The 23383-nt window shown below is 39.9% G+C and carries 13 protein-coding genes, 1 pseudogene and 2 CRISPR repeat arrays; of the genes and pseudogenes, 13 read left to right on the top strand and 1 reads right to left on the bottom strand.

The window, feature by feature from the left end; genetic code table 11:
* Nucleotides 1–38 precede the first annotated feature (38 nt).
* The 8 genes from cas3 to cas2 all read left to right on the top strand — a co-directional run bounded on the left by cas3 (nucleotide 39) and on the right by cas2 (nucleotide 10003).
* Entirely contained in the window at nucleotides 39–2444 is a 2406-nt protein-coding gene (gene cas3, locus ACZ42C_RS08580) for a CRISPR-associated helicase Cas3' (RefSeq protein WP_461182177.1), read from the top strand.
* Between the two features lie 713 nt (nucleotides 2445–3157).
* Entirely contained in the window at nucleotides 3158–4387 is a 1230-nt protein-coding gene (locus ACZ42C_RS08575) for an IS110 family RNA-guided transposase (protein WP_461183817.1), read from the top strand.
* Nucleotides 4388–4557: 170 nt separating this feature from the next.
* Nucleotides 4558–5262 carry a type I-C CRISPR-associated protein Cas5c gene (cas5c, locus tag ACZ42C_RS08570; RefSeq protein ID WP_461183714.1) on the top strand — a complete coding sequence of 235 codons (705 nt, stop codon included), beginning with the start codon at nucleotides 4558–4560 and terminating at the stop codon, nucleotides 5260–5262.
* 12 nt (nucleotides 5263–5274) lie between these two features.
* The gene (gene cas8c / locus ACZ42C_RS08565; RefSeq protein ID WP_461183715.1) at nucleotides 5275–7173 is read left to right on the top strand and encodes a type I-C CRISPR-associated protein Cas8c/Csd1; all 1899 of its coding nucleotides are present in this window, start codon (nucleotides 5275–5277) and stop codon (nucleotides 7171–7173) included.
* Nucleotides 7170–8027 (top strand): type I-C CRISPR-associated protein Cas7/Csd2, encoded by an 858-nt coding sequence (gene cas7c, locus ACZ42C_RS08560; protein WP_461183716.1) that lies wholly within the window; start codon nucleotides 7170–7172, stop codon nucleotides 8025–8027. Before cas8c ends, cas7c begins: the two co-directional genes overlap by 4 nt.
* Entirely contained in the window at nucleotides 8017–8676 is a 660-nt protein-coding gene (gene cas4 / locus ACZ42C_RS08555) for a CRISPR-associated protein Cas4 (protein WP_461183717.1), read from the top strand. The genes cas7c and cas4 overlap by 11 nt, the downstream gene beginning before the upstream one ends.
* Nucleotides 8673–9704 (top strand): type I-C CRISPR-associated endonuclease Cas1c, encoded by a 1032-nt coding sequence (cas1c, locus tag ACZ42C_RS08550; RefSeq protein WP_461183718.1) that lies wholly within the window; start codon nucleotides 8673–8675, stop codon nucleotides 9702–9704. Before cas4 ends, cas1c begins: the two co-directional genes overlap by 4 nt.
* An 8-nt stretch (nucleotides 9705–9712) precedes the next feature.
* Nucleotides 9713–10003 (top strand): CRISPR-associated endonuclease Cas2, encoded by a 291-nt coding sequence (gene cas2, locus ACZ42C_RS08545; RefSeq protein ID WP_461183719.1) that lies wholly within the window; start codon nucleotides 9713–9715, stop codon nucleotides 10001–10003.
* A 175-nt stretch (nucleotides 10004–10178) separates the two neighbouring features.
* Nucleotides 10179–13275: direct repeats of the CRISPR family, unit length 32 nt; unit sequence GTCGCACTCCTTGTGAGTGCGTGGATTGAAAT.
* A gap of 233 nt (nucleotides 13276–13508) precedes the next feature.
* Here cas2 and ACZ42C_RS08540 read toward each other — a convergent pair.
* Nucleotides 13509–14641, bottom strand: a protein-coding gene (locus ACZ42C_RS08540; RefSeq protein WP_461183819.1) for an IS3 family transposase whose coding sequence is annotated in 2 segments (ribosomal slippage) — nucleotides 13509–14392 and nucleotides 14392–14641 — 1134 coding nt in all. Because the reading frame shifts where the segments join, the coding sequence is not laid out codon by codon here.
* A gap of 108 nt (nucleotides 14642–14749) precedes the next feature.
* Nucleotides 14750–18056: direct repeats of the CRISPR family, unit length 32 nt; unit sequence GTCGCACTCCTTGTGAGTGCGTGGATTGAAAT.
* Nucleotides 18057–18807: 751 nt separating this feature from the next.
* Between ACZ42C_RS08540 and ACZ42C_RS08535 the strand changes: the two are divergent.
* From ACZ42C_RS08535 to arcA, 5 genes and pseudogenes are all read left to right on the top strand, one after another.
* A pseudogene (locus ACZ42C_RS08535) lies at nucleotides 18808–19332 on the top strand (PglZ domain-containing protein); the annotation flags it as partial.
* Nucleotides 19302–19556: a hypothetical protein gene (locus tag ACZ42C_RS08530; protein WP_461183228.1), complete on the top strand. Its 255-nt coding sequence runs from the start codon at nucleotides 19302–19304 to the stop codon at nucleotides 19554–19556. The pseudogene ACZ42C_RS08535 and the gene ACZ42C_RS08530, both read left to right, overlap by 31 nt.
* Nucleotides 19557–19772: 216 nt before the next feature.
* Nucleotides 19773–20819, top strand: coding sequence for a hypothetical protein (locus tag ACZ42C_RS08525; RefSeq protein WP_461183229.1), 1047 nt, complete (start codon nucleotides 19773–19775; stop codon nucleotides 20817–20819).
* Between the two features lie 108 nt (nucleotides 20820–20927).
* On the top strand, nucleotides 20928–21614 hold the full coding sequence (locus tag ACZ42C_RS08520) for a Crp/Fnr family transcriptional regulator (RefSeq protein WP_461183230.1): 687 nt from the start codon (nucleotides 20928–20930) through the stop codon (nucleotides 21612–21614).
* A gap of 372 nt (nucleotides 21615–21986) precedes the next feature.
* On the top strand, nucleotides 21987–23219 hold the full coding sequence (gene arcA, locus ACZ42C_RS08515; RefSeq protein ID WP_461183231.1) for an arginine deiminase: 1233 nt from the start codon (nucleotides 21987–21989) through the stop codon (nucleotides 23217–23219).
* The last annotated feature ends 164 nt before the right edge of the window (nucleotides 23220–23383 follow it).

Below are 23383 nucleotides of genomic sequence, written 5' to 3'. Positions count from 1 at the left end.
TTATTGTTATAAAATCATTTTAAAATAGGAGGTAGGACATGGTTAAAATTGCTCACGTTCGTGAGAAAGATAATGAAATCCAAACAGTCAGCTATCACTTACTTGGTGTAAAAAAATTATCTGAAACATTCGGTGCAAAGTTAGGTCTTAAGCATGTTGCCGGTTTGGCAGGATTACTGCATGATGTGGGTAAATATACAGATACATTTCAAAAATACATAAATGACGTAGCTTTTTATCCTGAAACTACTGAAATGAAACGAGGAGATGTTGACCACTCTACTGCGGGAGGTAAGTTGCTATTTTCATGGTTTCATAATAAGGAAAATACACCGTATGAAAAACTTTTAGCCGAAATTGTTGGAAACGCGATAATTTCTCATCACAGCAACCTGCATGATTACATATCCCCTGAAATCCAATCTGACTATCTAAGACGTGTGAGAGATAAAGAATTGAAAGAATATGAAAACGCCGTTGATTGCTTTTTTCAAGAGGTTATGGATGAAAAAGACTTTAATCAATATGTTTCCAATGCAGTGAATGAACTTCAACAGTTTATGGATATGAGCCCCACACAAAGTTTCTTTCTAACAAAGTATATCTTTAGCTGTTTAATCGATGCAGACCGAACTGATACGCGTTGGTTTGAAGAAAACACAATAGATGTACAGGACTTCCAACATGATAAATTGTTTGCCTTATACTATGAAAAATTAATAAGCAAACTTGAATCTTTTAAAAAGAATAGTAAAGGAAATGAACAAATCAATATATTGCGTCAACAGATGTCAGAACAGTGTGATTTATACGCAGATAAACCTTCTGGCATTTATACCTTATCCATACCAACGGGCGGTGGTAAAACGCTGGCCAGCCTCCGTTATTCTTTAAAGCATGCGCAGAAATTTAATAAACAAAGAATCATTTATGTTGTCCCCTTTACAACGATCATAGAGCAAAATGCACAAGAAGTTCGTAATATTTTAGAAGATGAAGATCACATTTTAGAGCATCATTCAAATGTCATTGATGAAGACGAGGAAAACGATGAACAATCCGATGGGTTAATTACAAAAAAAGAAAAAATAAAGTTGGCCAGAGATAATTGGGATAGTCCAATCATTTTCACGACAATGGTTCAATTTTTAAATATTTTCTATGCTAAAGGAAATAGAAATACAAGACGTTTACATAATCTGAGCCATTCAGTACTCGTATTTGATGAAGTACAAAAAGTCCCAACGAAGTGTGTATCACTTTTTAATGAGGCATTAAATTTCTTAAAAAAGGACGCGTATTGCAGTATATTACTTTGCACTGCCACACAACCAACGTTGGAAAACGTAAATCATTTTCTTCTGAAAGAACGTGATGGGGAAATTGTGCAAAATTTATCCGATGTTTCCAAAGCTTTTAAAAGAGTTGATATTATAGATCGGACAGAAAGACCGACGAATAATGACGAGTTGGCAGAATGGGTTAATTCCAATGCAGAAGCTTGGGGAAGTACCCTCGTAATATTAAATACAAAATCAGTAGTAAAAGAACTATACGAAAAATTAAAGGACAGTTCACTGCCGGTTTACCATCTGAGTACGGGCATGTGTGCGGCACATCGGAAAGATATTTTAAGCGAGGTTAGAAGGTTATTACATGATAAAGTTCCTTTTATATGTATAACAACCCAGTTGATTGAAGCAGGGGTGGATGTCAGCTTTAAATGTGTCATACGGTCTTCTGCTGGACTGGATTCCATTGCTCAAGCAGCGGGACGGTGTAACAGACATGGTGAAAATGATGTGCAAGATGTTCATGTTATAGATCATGCTGATGAGAATCTTTCTAAGCTAAAAGAAATAAAGACTGGTAAAGAAATATCGGGTAATGTGTTGGTGAGGTATAAAAAGAAGGGAGAAGAATATGATAGAAGTTTGTTATCCCAAATTGCAATGGATGAGTACTTTCGCCATTATTATCAAAAAATGGAAACCGATTTGAACTATTACATTCCACAGGTAGATAAAGAGATGACGAAACTGTTAATGGCAACCCGAAAAGAAAACGATTACGTAAATACTTATAAAAAGAAACACAATACAGAATTACCTTTGTATCTGACCGGCAGCTACAAGACCGCAGCAAATCACTTTCAGGTTATAGACCAGATAACAACAGCTATTATTGTACCATATGGAAAAGGAAAAGAGATCATTGCTCAGTTAAATAGTGTAGAGCGAGTTGACGATTTATCCACACAGTTAAAAAAAGCACAACAATATACAGTAAATGTTCATTCAAAAGAATTAACCAAATTAAAACAGAATAATGCCATCATATCCCATTTGGAAGGTACCATTTATGAACTAAGGGAAAATTGGTATAGCGGAGAGTATGGTATTGATTTGTTGGGTGAAGGTGAGATGGGAAGTTTAATCATGTAAAGAACCTGTCTGTTTAAAAGACAGGCCTCCACTTCTAATTATTATTATTTCAATCCGCGCTAAAAGCGATTAATTAAATATATGTAATTACTTCACTTATAGCACAGTATTTACGTTAATTTACCAAAAGGTTTTTCAATAAAAATTACAAGTGAAGGAACACATTTACCCCTTCTGCATAAAATTGCTTATAAAAAGAAGGGAGAAATTTTAAATGGAGATAAAAAATCAAAAAGCAAAAGAGTTTTTAAAGTTATTACTTGAGATTGTAAGATATATAACCAAATAGCTGTATATCTCTTTAGTTAATTGAATTAGCTAAAGAGTATTCATACATATTACCCTCGTATAGTATATTTAGGCCCATAATTTTGAGCCTATAAGATTCTTACTTTTATAAAAATATAGTCAAATCTCTTGGATGTCCTGAGATATTTCTAGATAATGGTCTTAGGATCATTTGGGACAATTCTTTTCCCCCTTGTGGCTCGACCACATTAGAAAGACTGTTTCCCAGTGTACGTGCGGACCTTCCTACTCGCAGGCTGTGCACCCTGATTATCGAACCTGGATGGTAGTAGCTCTAGGGCGGCTTTCGAATCAGGGATAGTACTTATACACGAGGTTGTTGATCGACGTTCACACTAGGGATATCTCAGGGCGTCCAAGAAATAAGTACCAATGATTCTAAATCGAAAGGAGGAATTCCCCCCATGAAATTATTTGTTGGTCTAGATGTTAGTTCTTTTGATATTAAGGTTTGTTTTCTAAATGGTGAAGGAGAGAAACTTCGTTCCTTCACAGTATCCAATGATTTGCCTGGTGCCACTGTTTTACGTGATTCTATTTTAGAGTATATACAAAGCCAAAAAAGCCATTTGATTAAAATTGGTCTTGAATCTACTTCAGTTTATAGCTTTCATCCATCCATGTTTTTACATAATGATGAAACGCTTAAGGCACTTGGTACAGAAGTATTCGTTATGAATCCCAAACAGATTGCGAACTTTAAAAAGAGTTACAGTGATATGGACAAAACGGATGAAATTGATGCGTTTGTCATTGCCGATTATTTACGCTTTGGGCGTTTGCCAATGTCTGTTGTTAAAGAGCAGCAGTATGTTGCGCTTCAACAACTTACTCGCTCTCGTTACCAACTCATCCGTCAAGTAACTAAAGAAAAACAACACTTTCTTCAGCACTTAAGTTTTAAATGCAACACCTTCACAGAGGAAGTGGAGTCTTCTGTCTTCGGCAATGCCATGATGGAGCTGTTTTATGAGAAATACAGCCTTGATGAACTGGCGCAAATGCCAATAGAAGATTTAGCAGCATTTCTTCAAGAGAAAGGCAGGAACCGCTTTGATGATCCAGAGTGTGTAGCTAAATCAATCCATAAAGCTGTTCGTTCTTCCTATCGCCTAGATAAGGTTGTAGAGGACTCTATAGACATCATTCTTGGCACTACTATTGAGGTCATAAGGACTCTTCAAAAGCAAGTAAAAGAGATTGATAAAGCGATCAAGCGAATTATGGCTGGATTACCTCAAACACTTCAAACGGTACCTGGTATAGGTCCAGTATTTACAGCAGGCATTATCGCTGAGATTGGGCAGATAGACCGTTTTGAAGGTGAAACAAAAATCGCAAAGTATGCGGGCCTTTATTGGCGTAAACACCAATCAGGGCGCTTTACGGCTGATGATACTTCGCTATCACGTAATGGTAATCAGTATCTCCGATATTACTTAGTTGAAGCCGCCAACCGGGTAAGAAGAGAGATTCCTGAATACCAAGTGTATTATGAAAAGAAGTATCGAGAAGTACCGAAACATCAACACAAAAGAGCCCTCGTTCTAACCGCAAGAAAATTAGTGCGTTTGGTGGATGCGCTACTACGTAATCACCAAATCTACACGCCGAAAAGGAGCGTGAATATATGAAGCTAAATTGCTTCTAATATCCTTTGTGTTATTTCCAGTAATTTACATTATTTTACTGGTCTAGTTTCTTGATGCCTTTTTTAAGCAAATTGAACCTTGACAATTAAATAATTTAACATTTTTCTCTTGACATACTACCGCAGGTCTTTTAAAGGAGGTGAAAGAAAAGCATGAAAAACGAAATCCAATTCGAGGTTTTTGGGGACTATGCACTTTTTACAGATCCACTCACTAAAATTGGCGGTGAAAAACTTTCTTATAGTGTACCAACGTACCAGGCGATTAAGGGCATAACTGAATCGATCTACTGGAAGCCAAGCATCCTTTTTATTATCGACGAGCTTCGTGTAATGAAACCAATCCAAATGGAATCAAAAGGAATACGTCCTATTGAGTATGGTGGCGGCAACACACTTGCCAACTATACCTATTTAAAAGATGTCCATTATCAAGTAAGAGCACATTTTGAGTTTAATATGAACCGTCCGGATATGGCTTTTGATCGTAATGAAGGAAAGCATTTCAGTATTATGCAACGTTCACTGAAGGCTGGTGGCAGACGAGATATTTTTTTAGGAACAAGAGAATGTCAGGGCTATGTGGAACCGTGTGAATTTGGAAGCGGAGAAGGTTATTATGATAATGAAAACTCAGAACATCATTTAGGAACAATGGTCCACGGATTTAATTATCCGGATGAAATCGGTCGAAATCAACTGGAAGTCAGGTTATGGCATCCAATCATGGATAAGGGATATATAAGTTTTCCTAGACCAGAAGAATGTGATATCACACGAGTAATTAAAGAGATGGAGCCAAAAAAATTTAACGAAGACAATGTTGAATCAGCAGAAACACTTTCTCGTTATTTATAGGAGGTGAATAAGATGAGTTGGCTGCAAAATTTATATAAGACCTATGAGGCGAATGAAAGTCAAGTTGGAAAAACATTTAAAAAACGAAATGGGCAAGAGTATACATTATTGCCAATTTCCCACACTACCCAAAATGCACATATAGAAGTGACAGTTGACGAAGAAGGAGAATTTATGAGGGCAATCGTACTGGAAAAAGAGAGTACGATCATTCCTTCAACAGAGGAGTCTGCAAGTAGAGCTGGATCAAAAATTGCTCCATACCCCCTGCATGATAAATTGAGCTATGTTGCCGGAGATTTTGTGAAGTTTGGTGGAAAGGTAAAAAATCAAAATGATCTTCCTTTCGACGCCTACATCCAGAATTTAAAAGAATGGGCTGAATCTCCATATGCTACACCCAAATTAATAAATATTTACACGTATGTAAGTAAAGGAAGGCTAATTGAAGATTTGGTTAATGACGATATTCTCGTCTTGGATGATAATAAGCGACTGATTAATAAATGGAAGAAGAAGTATGAAGAAACACTGGGGGAAAAGCCTCCCATATTTTCCAGTGGAGCTACAGATCAGATGAGTGTTTTCATAAGATTTAATGTTTATTCACCTTCCTCTACAGCTGATGTGTGGAAAGATAAAAAAATGTATCAATCTTTTATTGACTTCTATAATGAGAAATTAGAAGATGAGGATGTTGATTTCGTAACTGGTAAAATAACCCCCAGTACAGAAAGACATGCGAATAAAATACGCCATGCCGCAGACAAGGCAAAATTAATTTCAGCTAACGATACCTCAGGTTTTACATTTCGAGGAAGATTTAAAACTAGTAAAGAAGCTGCAGGAATTAGTTTTGAAGTATCACAAAAAGCCCATAATGCTTTAAAATGGTTAATTCACCGGCAGGGAAAAACGATTGATAACCGTGTATTCCTAGTCTGGGGCATTGACCAAACAGATATAATTGACCCCAGTGACGATGCGTGGGACATAATGCAACATGTAAAACGGGAAATAGAAGAAGAACCAGGTACAGACAAGCCCTTTGCAGAAGAGGTGAAAAAAGCAATAGATGGTTACCGAAGTGATCTAAATATGAATGCAGCAGTTAATATACTGGTACTTGATTCAGCAACTACTGGGAGAATGGCTGTGCTCTATTATCGGAACATGAATAAGGAACTGTATCTTGATCGTTTAAAGGATTGGCATGCACAGTGTGCTTGGGAGCATAGATATCGAAGGACTGAAGAGCAATTTGTTAAATTTTATGGTGCTCCAGCTACGAGAGATGTAGCTTTCGCTGCATATGGACCTAGGGCAAGCGAAAAAATTGTTAAGGGATTAATGGAACGTATTCTACCTTCCATCATAGACGGACGACATATTCCCAAGGATATTATAAAAAGTATATTTCATCGAGCTTCTAATCCAGTGTCGATGGAACGGTGGGAATGGGAGAAAACACTTAGCATTGCTTGCGCACTTATACGGAAAACATATATTGAGAAAAAGGAGGTATGGGACGTGCCATTAGATAAAGACTCGACTGATCGCAGTTATTTGTTTGGCCGTTTGTTAGCGGTTGCAGATGTGCTTGAAAGGGGAGCGCTAGGAAAGGAAGAAACTAGGGCAACAAATGCTATACGTTATATGAATTCATTTTCAAAAAATCCAAGCAGAACCTGGAAAACCCTTCAAGAAAGCTTGCAGCCCTATCAAGCTAAATTAGGTACAAAAGCAGCTTATCTATCAAAAATGATAGATGAAATTAGTGATCAATTTAATATAGAGGATTTTAATAATAAGCCTTTATCAGAAAAGTATTTATTAGGATTTTATAGTCAACGTCGGGAACTGTATAAGAAAAAAGAATCAAATATTGAAAGTGAGGAGACAAACAAATGAGTGTACTTGATCACAAAATTGATTTTGCAGTAGTTTTAACTGTTAATAAGGCTAATCCAAACGGTGATCCATTAAACGGAAATCGTCCACGCCAAAATTATAATGGACATGGGGAAATTTCTGACGTGGCGATTAAACGGAAAATCCGTAACCGTTTACAGGATATGGGGGAAGCTGTCTTTGTCCAATCTGATGATCGTAAAATAGATGAGTATAAGAGTTTAAAAGAAAGAGCGGAGTCGGATGAAACTTTAGCAAAAATGCTAAAGGATAAAAAAGCATCAGCGGATGATTTTGCTACTATTGCATGCGAGAAATGGATTGATGTCCGTAGCTTTGGGCAGGTGTTTGCATTCAAGGGATCTAACCTATCCGTGGGTGTCCGGGGACCTGTTTCTATTCAAACTGCAACTAGTATAGATCCAATAGACATTACGAGCTTACAGATTACTAAAAGTGTAAATTCCGTTACCAGTGAATCTAGGAGTTCTGACACAATGGGAATGAAACATCGGGTAGATTTCGGTGTTTATGTATTTAAAGGAAGTATTAATACCCAATTAGCAGAAAAGACAGGTTTTACAAAAGACGATGCAGAAAAAATCAAGCAAGCGTTAATTACATTATTTGAGAATGATAGTTCTTCTGCGAGACCTGATGGTAGTATGGAGGTTCATAAAGTTTACTGGTGGGAACATTCTTCAAAGCTTGGGCAATATTCATCTGCAAAAGTACATCGATCTTTAAAGATCGATGCAAAAACCGATGCACCTGAAGCTTTTGATGAAGAAAATTATACCGTAGAGTTACAAGAATTGGATGGATTAGCGGTGGAAGTACTACATGGTCAATAGTACAGAAGATAATTATTTGATGCTATCAGGTCTTCAGCACTTTCAGTTTTGCCGTCGCCAGTGGGCATTGATTCATGTTGAGCAACAGTGGGCAGAAAATGTGAAAACGATTGAAGGACAGCATTTGCATCAGAAAGCTGATCAGCCGTTCACCCGTGAAAAACGTGGTGAAAGGCTGATCGTGCGAGCGATGCCCATACAATCACATCAATTAAAATTGAGTGGAATTTGTGATGTAGTTGAATTTATTAGAAGTCCCGATGGTATAGAATTAGCAGGCGTGGAAGGTTCCTTTTTAGCCTATCCTGTTGAATATAAACGGGGCAGGCCCAAGAAGGGTGATGAAGATGTCATTCAGCTAGTAGCCCAAGCAATGTGTTTGGAAGAAATGCTACTATGTGAGGTTGACCAAGGGTATCTGTTTTATAATGAAATTAAACATCGTATTGAAGTTCCGATCACTACAGACTTAAGAAATAAGGTAATAGACATGGCAAAGGAAATGCATCACTTTTATGAAAATCGCTATACACCTAAAGTGAAAGCAGGTCCACACTGTAAAAGCTGCTCATTACAGGATATATGTTTACCAAAACTTATGAACAAGCGTACAGTAAAAAGTTATATTGAAAGGAAGTTGAACGAGTGAAAAAAATGTTAAATACATTATTTGTTACCCAACCAGATGTCTATTTATCTTTAGATGGGGATAATATAGTGTTGAAAAAAGAAAAGAGTCAACTCGGAAGACTTCCTTTACATAACTTGGAGAGTATTGTTAGCTTTGGTTATACAGGTGCCAGCCCGGCATTAATGGGATATTGTGCTGACCGCAATATTTCAATTTCATTTTTATCAAAGAATGGAAGGTTTTTAGCTCGTGTTATTGGAGAAAGCCGAGGGAATGTCACACTGAGAAAGAAACAATATCGTTTATCAGATGATGAAGTTGAATCAGCAAAAATCGCTCGGAATTTTATAATAGGAAAAGTTTATAATAACAAATGGATTTTGGAAAGAATGACAAGAAATTATCCATTACGTATTGATGTAGAACAATTTAAGGATTTATCAAAACATCTTACTTCAATTCTCCAAGAAGTAAAAATATGTGAAGAACTTGATAGTTTGCGTGGTTGGGAAGGACAGGCTGCAATTAGTTATAATAAAGTCTTTAATTCTATGATTTTGCAACAAAAAAAGGATTTTTATTTCCATTTACGCTCAAGGAGACCACCAAAGGATAATGTAAATGCGATGTTATCTTTTGCTTACACACTCCTTGCAAACGACACAGCAGCTGCTTTAGAAACTGTTGGGCTTGATGCTTATGTTGGTTTTATGCACCGGGATAGGCCTGGACGTGCATCCCTAGCTCTTGATCTTATGGAAGAACTAAGAGGAGTATTTGCAGATAAATTTGTTTTGTCCCTAATAAACCGTAAAGAAATAACCAAAGACAGTTTTTTGCAAAAAGAAAACGGTGCAGTATTACTGACAGATGAAGCAAGAAAGACTTTCCTAAAATCTTGGCAAATTAAAAAGCAAGAAAGGATCACCCACCCTTTTTTAGGAGAAAAAATAACTTGGGGGCTGGTACCATATGCTCAAGCTTTACTTTTAGCTCGGTATTTACGAGGTGATTTAGATGAATACCCACCATTCTTATGGAAGTAGGTGAATAGATGCTTGTTTTAATCACATATGATGTGAGTACGTCGAGTGAAGGAGGAACAAAAAGGCTGAGAAAAGTTGCTAAAGCATGTCAAAATTATGGTCAACGCGTACAAAATTCTGTTTTTGAATGTATCGTTGACGCTACTCAATATGCAATATTAAAGATTGAGTTAGAGCAGCTTATTGATCCTAAAAAGGATAGCCTTAGGTTTTACAATCTGGGCAATAATCACAAAACTAAAGTGGAACATTTTGGAGTGAAGGAATCTTTGGATCTAGAAGACCCGTTATTATTTTAGACAATGGTGCTAACCTCAAGTGAACATGAAATTAGTAAGTGGTTAGCACCGAAATTAGACTTTTATTTAGGTGAATAGTTGTATTTTGATATCCATTATTCATAATTACTGGTAACGTTAAGTCGATTTTTTGATGTGTTAAGTACGTGTGTTCCTGTTTTTTGCAAAATTGGCAGTCGCACTCCTTGTGAGTGCGTGGATTGAAATCATGTCTTCATTTTCCATATCGTGATGAACCCGAGTCGCACTCCTTGTGAGTGCGTGGATTGAAATAAAAAGCCCGGTAGCTGCTAACCCAGATATTCCACGTCGCACTCCTTGTGAGTGCGTGGATTGAAATAACTCTCATTGGCCGCGGCTTGGCGTTAATAAGAGTCGCACTCCTTGTGAGTGCGTGGATTGAAATCATTACGTAAAATTGTACAGGCACACAAAGAAAGTCGCACTCCTTGTGAGTGCGTGGATTGAAATTCCCTCGGGAATCACGATACAACAAAGTTTCTTGTCGTCGCACTCCTTGTGAGTGCGTGGATTGAAATTCAACAAGGTTTGATTCCTCGAGTAGTTCCCGGGTCGCACTCCTTGTGAGTGCGTGGATTGAAATCGCAAACAATGGCGCAAATGAGTCCGGCAATGAAGTCGCACTCCTTGTGAGTGCGTGGATTGAAATAATCCTTAGCCACATCTATTCAAGGTGCAGTGGAGTCGCACTCCTTGTGAGTGCGTGGATTGAAATCTTCCAGTGCCAAACAATCTTATGAAGGATTCTGGTCGCACTCCTTGTGAGTGCGTGGATTGAAATATATCTATTTTTTAGTCTCTCTTTATGTGCCTGTAGTCGCACTCCTTGTGAGTGCGTGGATTGAAATAACGATGGCGGAAATGTATGAATATAAATGATTTTGTCGCACTCCTTGTGAGTGCGTGGATTGAAATTTCATATCATCACCCTTTTATATAGATTCTTTGTGTCGCACTCCTTGTGAGTGCGTGGATTGAAATCTGCTGTATAGGAGCCTGCTGAGGTGCAGGATGTGGTCGCACTCCTTGTGAGTGCGTGGATTGAAATATTCATGTGATCTCTGTAACTGGTTGTACTTATGTCGCACTCCTTGTGAGTGCGTGGATTGAAATCTGCTGTGGCAAAGCTTCTTATTAACGCCAAGCCGTCGCACTCCTTGTGAGTGCGTGGATTGAAATTTTAAAGCTTTGCGTGGCCAATCCCTGAGTGAATCGTCGCACTCCTTGTGAGTGCGTGGATTGAAATATTGACCGATTGCAGTATTTCATCTTTGCTGCTAAAGTCGCACTCCTTGTGAGTGCGTGGATTGAAATGTGCCAACTGCGACGTAAGTCGGTTGTCTACTTCGTCGCACTCCTTGTGAGTGCGTGGATTGAAATACTTCTCGTTCCTTTAAATCGCGTCAAATTAAAGTCGCACTCCTTGTGAGTGCGTGGATTGAAATCCAACGAACAACCCCTGTTCTGTTGCAATCACTTGGTCGCACTCCTTGTGAGTGCGTGGATTGAAATGATTAAATTCATATCTTTGTCGTAATAGTCTGCTGTCGCACTCCTTGTGAGTGCGTGGATTGAAATATTACATCGACCACTTGTTGAGCGGATACGCCGAAACGTCGCACTCCTTGTGAGTGCGTGGATTGAAATATCAATGCGATTGCTTCCGATTATGCTCGGACAACGTCGCACTCCTTGTGAGTGCGTGGATTGAAATATGACAACGCAAGATGAGGAGTGGGTGGTATAAAGTCGCACTCCTTGTGAGTGCGTGGATTGAAATTTAACAGCGTTACTCCCATTAATAAAAGTAACCCGGTCGCACTCCTTGTGAGTGCGTGGATTGAAATTAAATCAAGCAAAGTTGCATAAGCCCCTCTAGGTGTCGCACTCCTTGTGAGTGCGTGGATTGAAATAAGTATACCGCCCGCTATCCTATCAGCAAGCATACGTCGCACTCCTTGTGAGTGCGTGGATTGAAATCAAGTGGAAATTGAATATAGAGACCCGGAAATTGAGTCGCACTCCTTGTGAGTGCGTGGATTGAAATCACGGTTGATTTCCGTTGCGAAAAAGCTCCACGAGTCGCACTCCTTGTGAGTGCGTGGATTGAAATATTCACGGATTCAACTGCGCTATCATCATCTGTCGTCGCACTCCTTGTGAGTGCGTGGATTGAAATTATTAACTTGTACCACTTGGAAAAACTTTATGAAGTCGCACTCCTTGTGAGTGCGTGGATTGAAATTTGAAGTTTTGGTCACCCGCGAAAAAAGGGGAAGGTCGCACTCCTTGTGAGTGCGTGGATTGAAATTAACCTGTGCATTAACTTAACTTCATCAACATCCGTCGCACTCCTTGTGAGTGCGTGGATTGAAATTCTTACTGTCTGGTAATGTTGCCCGTCAGGATTATCGTCGCACTCCTTGTGAGTGCGTGGATTGAAATCTCGATCTCATCTTCTGCCAATCCTTCGCCATAGCGTCGCACTCCTTGTGAGTGCGTGGATTGAAATTCTTACTGTCTGGTAATGTTGCCCGTCAGGATTATCGTCGCACTCCTTGTGAGTGCGTGGATTGAAATTTTTGCAGATGATTCTTTATCCATCTCCGCTATTTCGTCGCACTCCTTGTGAGTGCGTGGATTGAAATTCTAGGAAGTTCTGGCGGTGTCTGGTTTAACTGCGTCGCACTCCTTGTGAGTGCGTGGATTGAAATTTTTTAACTCTGATGATATTTTTCAAAAATGCCACCGTCGCACTCCTTGTGAGTGCGTGGATTGAAATTGTTTGCGCGTCTTGCAGAGCTTTTGTGGCTTGTGTCGCACTCCTTGTGAGTGCGTGGATTGAAATTTAAGCTCGCTGAGTGTGTCCATTACGTGTGACAAAGTCGCACTCCTTGTGAGTGCGTGGATTGAAATCTCTACTAACTCCAAAGTGAGTGTATGGAAAAGTGTCGCACTCCTTGTGAGTGCGTGGATTGAAATCAGTCTCATTACGGGCGATTTTGAGGGCTTGAAAGGTCGCACTCCTTGTGAGTGCGTGGATTGAAATTGTTTCCTGCGAAACAACACTACTCACATTATTAGCGTCGCACTCCTTGTGAGTGCGTGGATTGAAATCTGACGTTTTCCCGTCTATGCCCACAGCAAAATGACGTCGCACTCCTTGTGAGTGCGTGGATTGAAATCCGCAAAGTGGAAGAAGGTACTGCTTATCTAGTTGTCGCACTCCTTGTGAGTGCGTGGATTGAAATTAAAACACACTGGAATGTCAACACTAAACTAAACAAATTTATTAAGGAATATAAACTTTTTATGGTGTTAAATAAAATGCTCTTTAATGAAAATAGTTGTATCAGTTTCTCACTTGACTTGGAGCCTCTGCGGGCATGATTTTCTTGCCAGGAAGCCAGCCAATTTAAAACCCGGCTGGCTAGCCAAAAAGGCTATCACGCCCGCCTCTCCAAGTAAAGTGGACGCATTGGTGTTAGATAGCAGTCTGTTCTAACGGATGCTGTAGCTTGTACTCTCTTGGCGTTAAATAGTCTAGTGACTCGTGCATGCGAATGTTATTAAACCAATTGACGTAATCAAACAATTCAAGATCTAACTCTTCTTGACTTGAGAAAACCGCTCCATTGACGAACTCTGTTTTAATAGATTTAAAGGTTGCCTCTGCTACTGCGTTGTCATATGGTGTACCTTTACTGCTTAATGATCTGTCGATATTAAATGTAGCTAATGCCTCATCAATTAATTGATTCTTAAACTCACTGCCTCGATCCGTATGAAACAGTTCAAGGTTGGTTAAGTTGTAAGGCACTGTCGAAAAAGCACGTTGAACTAACCTTGCATCTTTATTTGGACCAGCACTGTGACCAATGATTTCACGGTTATGTAAATCAACGAGTACACAAATATAATGCCATTTTTGTTGCACGCGAACGTATGTCAAATCACTTACAACTACTTTCAGAGCTTGCTTTTGATCAAACTCACGGTTTAATACATTTCCCACGTCAGATTCATTTACGGTTGATTTTTGGGGCTTGAATTGGGCAACTGTATACTTAGAAACAAGTCCTTTAGCTTTCATAATTCTGCCGATCCGACGGCGAGAGACTTGCCAGCCTTTCTTTTGTAGTTTCTCTTTGATTTTCCGTTGGCCATAGACTCGTCTGTTTTTATGGAAGATTTCTACAATTAATTTTGTTAGTTCTTCTTCTTCTTTTGTGTCACGTTCTTTCGCTTCATAATAGTACGTGCTTCTAGGAATTTGCAGGACTTCGCACATTGCTGATACCGAGTATTTGTGTCGATTATTACGAATCACATCTACTTTCGTCCCATGATCAGCGCGGCTTGCTTTAAAATATCATTTTCCATGGCAAGCCTTTGGTTCTCTTTACGTAACTTGATTAATTCTTCTTGTTCAGGAGTACGATTGTCTTTTTCTTCAAAAGATCCAGTTGTGTTATGTTGGAGAACCCATTTATCAAAGGCAGATGGCGTCAGCTCGTATTCTCTGATAATCTCGGCTCTTGGTTTACCTGAAGCATGTAACTGAACGATTTGTTCTTTAAACTCCTTTGAAAATGTCCTTCTTGGTCTTTTGGTCATAAACTGATTCTCCTCCGACTAATTATTGAATTCAGTTTATATGACCTTAAAGTTTTTGTCTAACTAAGTGTAACCGATTCACACCCTACACGTTCCGGTGGAAGGACAGTCGCACTCCTTGTGAGTGCGTGGATTGAAATAGAAAACCCATGGAGTTATTTGAACACTGGAGTGGTCGCACTCCTTGTGAGTGCGTGGATTGAAATGCTAAAAATTGGTAGGGCTTCTGTATATTCTTCAAGTCGCACTCCTTGTGAGTGCGTGGATTGAAATAGGGATACGAACAAAAAACTAATTAAACTAGCACCCGTCGCACTCCTTGTGAGTGCGTGGATTGAAATTCCAGACAAGTTTTTGACAGAAAGCACCTCATCACGTCGCACTCCTTGTGAGTGCGTGGATTGAAATCCTAACATCCCAAAAATCCCGAGCCTTGACGTTGGTCGCACTCCTTGTGAGTGCGTGGATTGAAATCCACGTATAATGTTAGTCATACCCGTTGTGTCCAGTCGCACTCCTTGTGAGTGCGTGGATTGAAATTCTTGTCATAACTACTTTTGAAATGTTACTCATGTCGCACTCCTTGTGAGTGCGTGGATTGAAATACAAGAAACTGGTTTACCGAATGGAGAACCTGGGTCGCACTCCTTGTGAGTGCGTGGATTGAAATTGAAAAAGCATATGGAGATGTAATTGATGCTGCTAAAGTCGCACTCCTTGTGAGTGCGTGGATTGAAATGCGCCAAAATAGCCGAAGCATATGCAAAATATGAGTCGCACTCCTTGTGAGTGCGTGGATTGAAATTCCACTTGCAGATATACCGGGCATTGGAAAGAGGGAGTCGCACTCCTTGTGAGTGCGTGGATTGAAATACAGAAAATCAAATGAAATATGTTATGGGGAAGAAGTCGCACTCCTTGTGAGTGCGTGGATTGAAATCTAGAATAACCAATCAAATACAATAAAGGAAAAAAGTCGCACTCCTTGTGAGTGCGTGGATTGAAATAATAAAGTGGACAAAACATGTTCGCACTGGAAAGGTCGCACTCCTTGTGAGTGCGTGGATTGAAATAAACAAGGAAAGGAGGCTAAATAATGGTTACAATGTCGCACTCCTTGTGAGTGCGTGGATTGAAATATTTGCGAAAAATGTACGTAACACGATACAGGAGAGTCGCACTCCTTGTGAGTGCGTGGATTGAAATATAGCGATTCAGGGCATCTTTAAAAAGCGTTAGTGTCGCACTCCTTGTGAGTGCGTGGATTGAAATACGGATTAGGTTAGCATCTCGCCAGTCCTCGCCTCGTCGCACTCCTTGTGAGTGCGTGGATTGAAATCTATAGGACATAATGCAAAAAGTGTCGCCGGTTCATCGTCGCACTCCTTGTGAGTGCGTGGATTGAAATCTGCCAAAATTCCAGTACCATAGAAAGGTTTTCCTGGTCGCACTCCTTGTGAGTGCGTGGATTGAAATAACAAGTGCGCTAAGGTTATTACCGACAAATGACGGTCGCACTCCTTGTGAGTGCGTGGATTGAAATATCCATTGGGTTTTCTTGTCGTACCACCCCGTACGTCGCACTCCTTGTGAGTGCGTGGATTGAAATTCATGGTATCGCTCCTTTGGACAACTCAGAATAAGTCGCACTCCTTGTGAGTGCGTGGATTGAAATATTCGCGACGTGCCTTTATACAGCGTTTTTTGCTGTCGCACTCCTTGTGAGTGCGTGGATTGAAATATAATTACCTAGATTTTTCTTTGTCTGTACTCCGGGTCGCACTCCTTGTGAGTGCGTGGATTGAAATCTGCTGTGCCTGGTATTTCGTTTTCATAATTTAGCGTCGCACTCCTTGTGAGTGCGTGGATTGAAATTAAATCTAACTCTGTATTTAAACAGCATCCATATCGTCGCACTCCTTGTGAGTGCGTGGATTGAAATCGGTAATTCCATCTCTATTGCAATTTGGAATAACGGTCGCACTCCTTGTGAGTGCGTGGATTGAAATAAAGATGGCATAACAGGTAAATCACCTGCACCGAGGTCGCACTCCTTGTGAGTGCGTGGATTGAAATCGGCCATACAGGACTTGGCCGAAAATGTAAAAGGGTCGCACTCCTTGTGAGTGCGTGGATTGAAATAAGATCCCGCCTAAACCTGTCATCATGGAGCCTAGCGTCGCACTCCTTGTGAGTGCGTGGATTGAAATGTAGTAATGTACGATAATGAAACGGTAAAATGTCATGTCGCACTCCTTGTGAGTGCGTGGATTGAAATAATCTGCCTGTTTAAATTACTCAGCGAATCGGCAACGTCGCACTCCTTGTGAGTGCGTGGATTGAAATAAGAGCAAACGCGGGCAGTTTTTACCGCTCCAGGTCGCACTCCTTGTGAGTGCGTGGATTGAAATATCAGCATAATCCCAGTGCAGTTGTATTGTCTCAAGTCGCACTCCTTGTGAGTGCGTGGATTGAAATATCAGCATAATCCCAGTGCAGTTGTATTGTCTCAAGTCGCACTCCTTGTGAGTGCGTGGATTGAAATCATCCATTTCCACTAGCTCCCAAGTTATAATTATAGTCGCACTCCTTGTGAGTGCGTGGATTGAAATTTGGCAGATGTGGGCGAGGTGGAAGTAAAGGAACTGGTCGCACTCCTTGTGAGTGCGTGGATTGAAATCCGCCACTATCGACACAAGGTATATGCGAAGCACCGTCGCACTCCTTGTGAGTGCGTGGATTGAAATTCTGGCGGTTTGTGACGCGACTGCCAGAGGGGCTAGTCGCACTCCTTGTGAGTGCGTGGATTGAAATAAAATTGATAAGCTCATCAAAAAAGTGGACATCCAGTCGCACTCCTTGTGAGTGCGTGGATTGAAATGGCCAAGCGTTGACCGCTCAAGGATTGAACGCTGAGTCGCACTCCTTGTGAGTGCGTGGATTGAAATTGATAAATTTCATTTTTATTATCTCCCTTCCCTGTCGCACTCCTTGTGAGTGCGTGGATTGAAATTCTCGTGTAACCAACCACATTTATTTCATCTACGGTCGCACTCCTTGTGAGTGCGTGGATTGAAATTATACGTGGAGTTAACGGAATTACTCATGCTTCATTGTCGCACTCCTTGTGAGTGCGTGGATTGAAATCGCTTTGTCCAAGACTAAGTCGGACGGATCAAATGTGTCGCACTCCTTGTGAGTGCGTGGATTGAAATCCTGTACAACTTCATGATCTCTGGATGACGCTCCTGTCGCACTCCTTGTGAGTGCGTGGATTGAAATAAGCATGTTTATATCTATCAAACTACTGTTATATCGTCGCACTCCTTGTGAGTGCGTGGATTGAAATTGCTAAAGGTAGCGGATATGGAACAATGGAGATAGTCGCACTCTACATGAGTGCGTGGATTGAAATGCGGATGAATTGCTGGACTTGTCTGCTATTACCGGTCGCACTCTACATGATGGTTGTTATATCAATCAGGGAATGCCAATCATACCACATCAAGGTTTACAGGGGAATTATGGCACTGGATAAACACACCATAAAATGTTATATTATTTATAGAAAACCATATAATAATTACACAAGAATTTGGAGGATGGAACAGGCAGCCATCGCCCTTTGTTTGGAGATGTAGGGTTGTCACCCTACCCAATTCTTGTGTGTGATAAAGCCATAGTTAAGATAGCTATGGCTTTTATCTGTTGCGCGTGCCCAGCAAGCCGTTAATTGCTAGTTGGTGAAAGTCCAACTCAAGTAAGTGTCAAGACGCTTGGCAGCTACAGGCAACTGATGGAGAAATCCTAAGGTTGAAGCCCTGTGACAAAGTAACTCTCTAATAGAGTGCAGCGAAGCAACAGATCGTAACATCAAGTGAATCTTGCCGCCTTGTCAAAAGAGACCACAAAGGGAAGTCGACCCTGGGTAATATGGGGGAAGACCACGGAAGGTGTGAAGAACTTGAAAGACAGCACCAAGGAATCCCTCGGGGTAAGGGGATCGGTATGTTAGGGGAAAGTAATTAATGGAACTGGGGATACCCTCCTCGGTAACTCTACACGCGGAGTAAAACCGATTCAACCTATAAGCCACAAGGTGAAATGGTTGATGGACTGAAAGGGAGTCGAGGGGATCATAGTACCAATGATGGCAACGACAACATGAAGCTGCCGAAGATGCGATAAATGACATTCGGCTGCTGGTAAACCGGCTGGTAGTGGACACGAGTGCTTCCAACATTTTAATTACAGCGGATCATGGATTTTTATATCAGAGAAAGCCGTTGGCAGAGAGCCAAAAACTGCCGGATAAAGAAGAAGATGCGATCGTTACGAAGCGGAGATTTTCCGTATCGGAAAAGTCCAGAGAAATAGAAGGAACCCTGGACTATTCCATGGATTATATTTTAGAACAGGAGAAGGACTTGTACGTTACTGTACCAAAAGGGATTAATCGGTTTGCCATCCAAGGTGCAGGTGCGAATTTTGTTCATGGTGGTGCGATGTTACAGGAAATTGTTGTCCCTGTTATTACATTTAAAAATGACCGAAGTAAATCATTGGTTAATGCTGCGGTAAAAGTGGATGTGAAGTTAACAACGCCAACAAGAAAAATAACAAATACGATTACTTATTTGGAGTTTTCCAGACAGCCCGCGTGGAAGACAAAAAACGGCCAAGAAATTTAACTGTTTATTTTGTGGATGAAGATGGAGAACGTGTTTCCAATGAAGTTAGAATGATTGCGGAAAGTGTCTCTTCCCAGGCAACAGAAAGAACCATGCGTGAAAAATTCGTGTTTAAATCGATTGCATATGATAAGCGTAAAGATTACTATCTTATATTGGAAGATGAAGAAGAAAAAATGGAGTCCATTTATGAGAAATATGCTTTTACAATAGATATTGTTTAACTTTTGAGTAATGGAAAGAACTATGAAAGAAACACATTGTGAAGGCAGGTTCTAGGTCTATATTTCACGTGCAATAGTAGTTTGAGCCTGCCTATATGATGTTTTGCTTATAAGAGAGTTTATCTTAACACAGCGGGATAAAAACTGATTAACAAAGCGTGTATCATTCACCCACACACCCAAATATACATAAACTACACAAAAAGAAAAAAGGATGTGTCCGCAATTAAAAAGTATTATGTTTCTGCAAACACAGCGGAAGGTTTTATTAACTTGCTGCCTTCCAATGTAAAAGACTTTAAATATGTCATTATCCTGAAGCATCCATCGCATACGTTAAAAACTGCTGTTATCAATAAAGTCATGGAAAGATACAAAGACAATGAGCTGGAGATACTATTAAGCCCAAAACAAAAAGAATACCTTGACGGTGTTATCATCCGCGACAAAAAGACGGCCATGATCATTGATGACATTGCAACACCGAATCTACCGGGGGCAATTGAAATTGACCTTAATTTATTCATATCCGAACAACTCCCCAACGATCTTGATGAACAAAAAGAAAAAATTCAGGAATACACAAACTTAGCCTACGACGATTTCCAAACCGGCTTAAAAATACACGATGACCTGGAAGCAATCTATATCAATGAAATGGATTTTCAAAAAGCGGATGAGCTGGCTGATAACTTCATTGAAAAACTGCTGGAAAACGTACCGAAAACAACTAATAAAGGAAATGCTTTTTATCGCTTATTTGGTACGAACACGGCTGATGGCGTAGTGAACGAGGTTCCCCATATAATTAATCAGGTGTCAAAGGCTTACTATATTAAGGGCCGGGCAGGTACAGGTAAATCCACGTTCATGAAAAAAATTGCGGAAGCATGCATGCAGCATGGGTATGACATAGAGCAGTATCATTGCAGCTTTGATCCTGGAAGTATAGATATGATTCTGGTAAGAGAATTGGATTTCTGTATATTTGACAGTACCGATCCGCATGAATTTTCCCCTGAACGTGATCAGGATGAGATAATTGATTTATATGAAATAGCTGTAACCCCGGGCACCGATGAAAAGTATGAGAAAGAAATTGAAGAGGTCACAGCAAGGTATAAATCCTATATGAAAAACGGAATTAAAAACATCAAAAAAGCAGGAGAATATCTAGAAGCGATGGAACAGCAATTTCATATTAAAGACGAAGACATAAAAAATGTTACAGAATTTATAACAAAAAAAGCAATGGTACACTAGAATTCACTTGATTGTATGACTATTTTCCAAAAATTGATCTGCATCACATCTAATCCCTTATTTTTATGTTATGATTAAAGTAGGAAAAGGAATTAAGGTGGGGATTGAATGCGAACATCACCAGCAGTGAATTTAGCCAACTTTGAATTTTTATCTCATTTTAGTGAGGAAGAAATTGCCGAATTAAAAACATCGCTGTTTGAACGAACTTACAAGAAGAATCAGCTGCTTTTTACAGAAGGAGATCCACGGGAAAGAATCTTTCTCCTCGCAGACGGTTATGTGAAATTGGAAAAAACAAATCGGGATGCTAACATGCTGTATATTAATTATATTAATCCGAATGATTTTTTTCCGTATGTAGGATTATTTAATGAGGATTTTTATCGATATTCAGCTTACGCAGTTACTGACATCCATGTATACTACGTCCCTACGAAAAAGTTTGAATCGATCATTCCGCAAAAAAATGAAATGTTACTGCATATCATTAAGCGGCTGGATCTTTTAACGAAAAGACATCAGGACCGCCTTCAGACTGTATCCACACCGCTTGCAACAGATCGGGTGGAACAATCCATCAGCTATTTGTTTCAGAATTTCTCCACCAAAATTGAGAAAGATTATCATATTGACATTCCAGTAACCATGGTGGAAATGGCTCAAATTGCAGGCACCTCCCGGGAAACCGTATCACACGTATATAAGACGTTAAAAGAAGATCAAGTTATATCATTGAACGGAAAGAAAATCATAGTGCATGACGCAGACTACTTCATCGGAAAATGCGTATAAAAGAAGCAACTGCATGTTTCATCAGCATAATGCTGATCCTTCTCCTTTGTTATCGCAATAATACCGAATTACAATGTTAATTCGGTTATTTACCACCCTATCATGTGAAAACATTCACATTAAAACTTATTATGCCAAATCCTCCACATTATGAATGCCAAAATCTATACAACTGCCTTGTCTGATTTACTGCAAATAAAAGGTGAATTTGCATACATTATTTATGTGAAAACATTAACAAAGTTATTGTATAAACCCCCACATCAAAAGTTTCTTTTCCAAAGTAGAATAGAAGATAGAGAGATAAGGTTATTTTCTCTAAACATTTTATAAGAAAGTTTGTTTTTAATAAAAAAACAGGAGGTCTTTACGATGAAATATCCATTTCGTGTCAATTCGGAGATTGGTAAATTAAAGTCGGTATTACTACACAGGCCTGGAAAAGAATTGGAAAACCTTACCCCGGAATATTTACCGAGGCTATTATTTGATGATATCCCGGACTTGAAGGTGATTCAGCAAGAGCATGATTATTTTGCAAATGCGTTAAGAAACCGGGGCATTGAAGTTTTATATTTAACTACGTTGCTTTCTGAAGCGCTTCACACAGAAGATATTAAGGAGCAATTTGTGGCAGATATTTTATTTGAATCAAAAGTGATGGTGAATGGCTCATACGATACGGTGTCTGAATTTCTGTTATCCCACAGTACGAAGGATATGATTGATAAGATCATTGCCGGCGTGCGAAAATCTGAGATTCAGAAGGAGAAAAAGACCCATCTTTATGAACTGCTGGATGATCATTATCCATTTTATCTGGATCCGCTGCCAAACCTCTATTTTACAAGGGACCCAGCGGCAGTAATCGGGGAAGGCCTGACCATTAATACGATGCGTGAAGAAGTGAGAAAACGAGAGTCTCTGTTCATCAGCTATATTTTAAAATATCACCCACGTTTTGCCGGACATGATATACCTGTTTGGCTGGACCGTTACTTTGAGTATCCAGTCGAAGGCGGAGATGAACTTATGCTTTCAGAGGATACGGTTGCGATTGGCATCAGTTCCAGAACAGCTGCCAAGGCAATTGAACGTTTAGCGTTAAATATATTCAACCGTCAGGACAAGATCAAAAAAGTCGTTGCGGTGGAAATTCCAAAAACAAGAGCATTCATGCATTTGGATACTGTCTTTACGATGGTCGACTATGATAAATTTACGATCCATCCTGCTATTCAGGGGCCTACTGGGGACATGAATATTTATATTTTGGAAAAAGGTGAAACAGAAAACACGGTAAAAATTACCCCAAGGAAAAATTTAATAGAAACATTAAAAGCTGTGCTTCATTTGGATGACGTGACATTGATCCCGTGTGGAGGAGGAGACCCGATTGCAGCAGCCAGGGAACAATGGAATGACGGTTCTAATACACTGGCCATTGCTCCAGGTGTCGTAGTCACCTACGCAAGAAACTATGTAACCAATCAATTATTAAGGGAGCATGGAATTGAAGTTATTGAAATCCGGGGTTCGGAACTCGTCCGGGGAAGAGGCGGACCGCGCTGCATGAGTATGCCACTATATCGGGAAGATCTGTAAGGGGAAACAGGAACCACTGTTTCTCCCACCAATTAAAGGGGGGATGCGAATGAACAGGATTCATGATGGACTGGTTTCATGCTCGCAGTCCAACCCTGTGTTACACGCTATCTAAGATTCCTTATACAGAAAAAACAGGGTGATGCATCAAGGACGAGCTTTAA

Source organism: Virgibacillus kimchii (genome assembly GCF_055379185.1).
The sequence above is the reverse complement of the archived record's forward strand: the minus strand, read 5'-3'. Positions and strand labels throughout refer to the sequence as shown.

Bases quoted from the DNA above. Each gene is read 5' to 3' on its own strand.
- arcA (WP_461183231.1), top strand. From the start codon at position 21,987: ATGAAATATCCATTTCGTGTCAATTCGGAGATTGGTAAATTAAAGTCG.
- cas4 (WP_461183717.1), top strand. From the start codon at position 8,017: ATGGTCAATAGTACAGAAGATAATTATTTGATGCTATCAGGTCTTCAG.
- ACZ42C_RS08520 (WP_461183230.1), top strand. From the start codon at position 20,928: ATGCGAACATCACCAGCAGTGAATTTAGCCAACTTTGAATTTTTATCT.
- cas8c (WP_461183715.1), top strand. From the start codon at position 5,275: ATGAGTTGGCTGCAAAATTTATATAAGACCTATGAGGCGAATGAAAGT.
- cas7c (WP_461183716.1), top strand. From the start codon at position 7,170: ATGAGTGTACTTGATCACAAAATTGATTTTGCAGTAGTTTTAACTGTT.
- cas2 (WP_461183719.1), top strand. From the start codon at position 9,713: ATGCTTGTTTTAATCACATATGATGTGAGTACGTCGAGTGAAGGAGGA.
- cas5c (WP_461183714.1), top strand. From the start codon at position 4,558: ATGAAAAACGAAATCCAATTCGAGGTTTTTGGGGACTATGCACTTTTT.
- cas3 (WP_461182177.1), top strand. From the start codon at position 39: ATGGTTAAAATTGCTCACGTTCGTGAGAAAGATAATGAAATCCAAACA.
- ACZ42C_RS08575 (WP_461183817.1), top strand. From the start codon at position 3,158: ATGAAATTATTTGTTGGTCTAGATGTTAGTTCTTTTGATATTAAGGTT.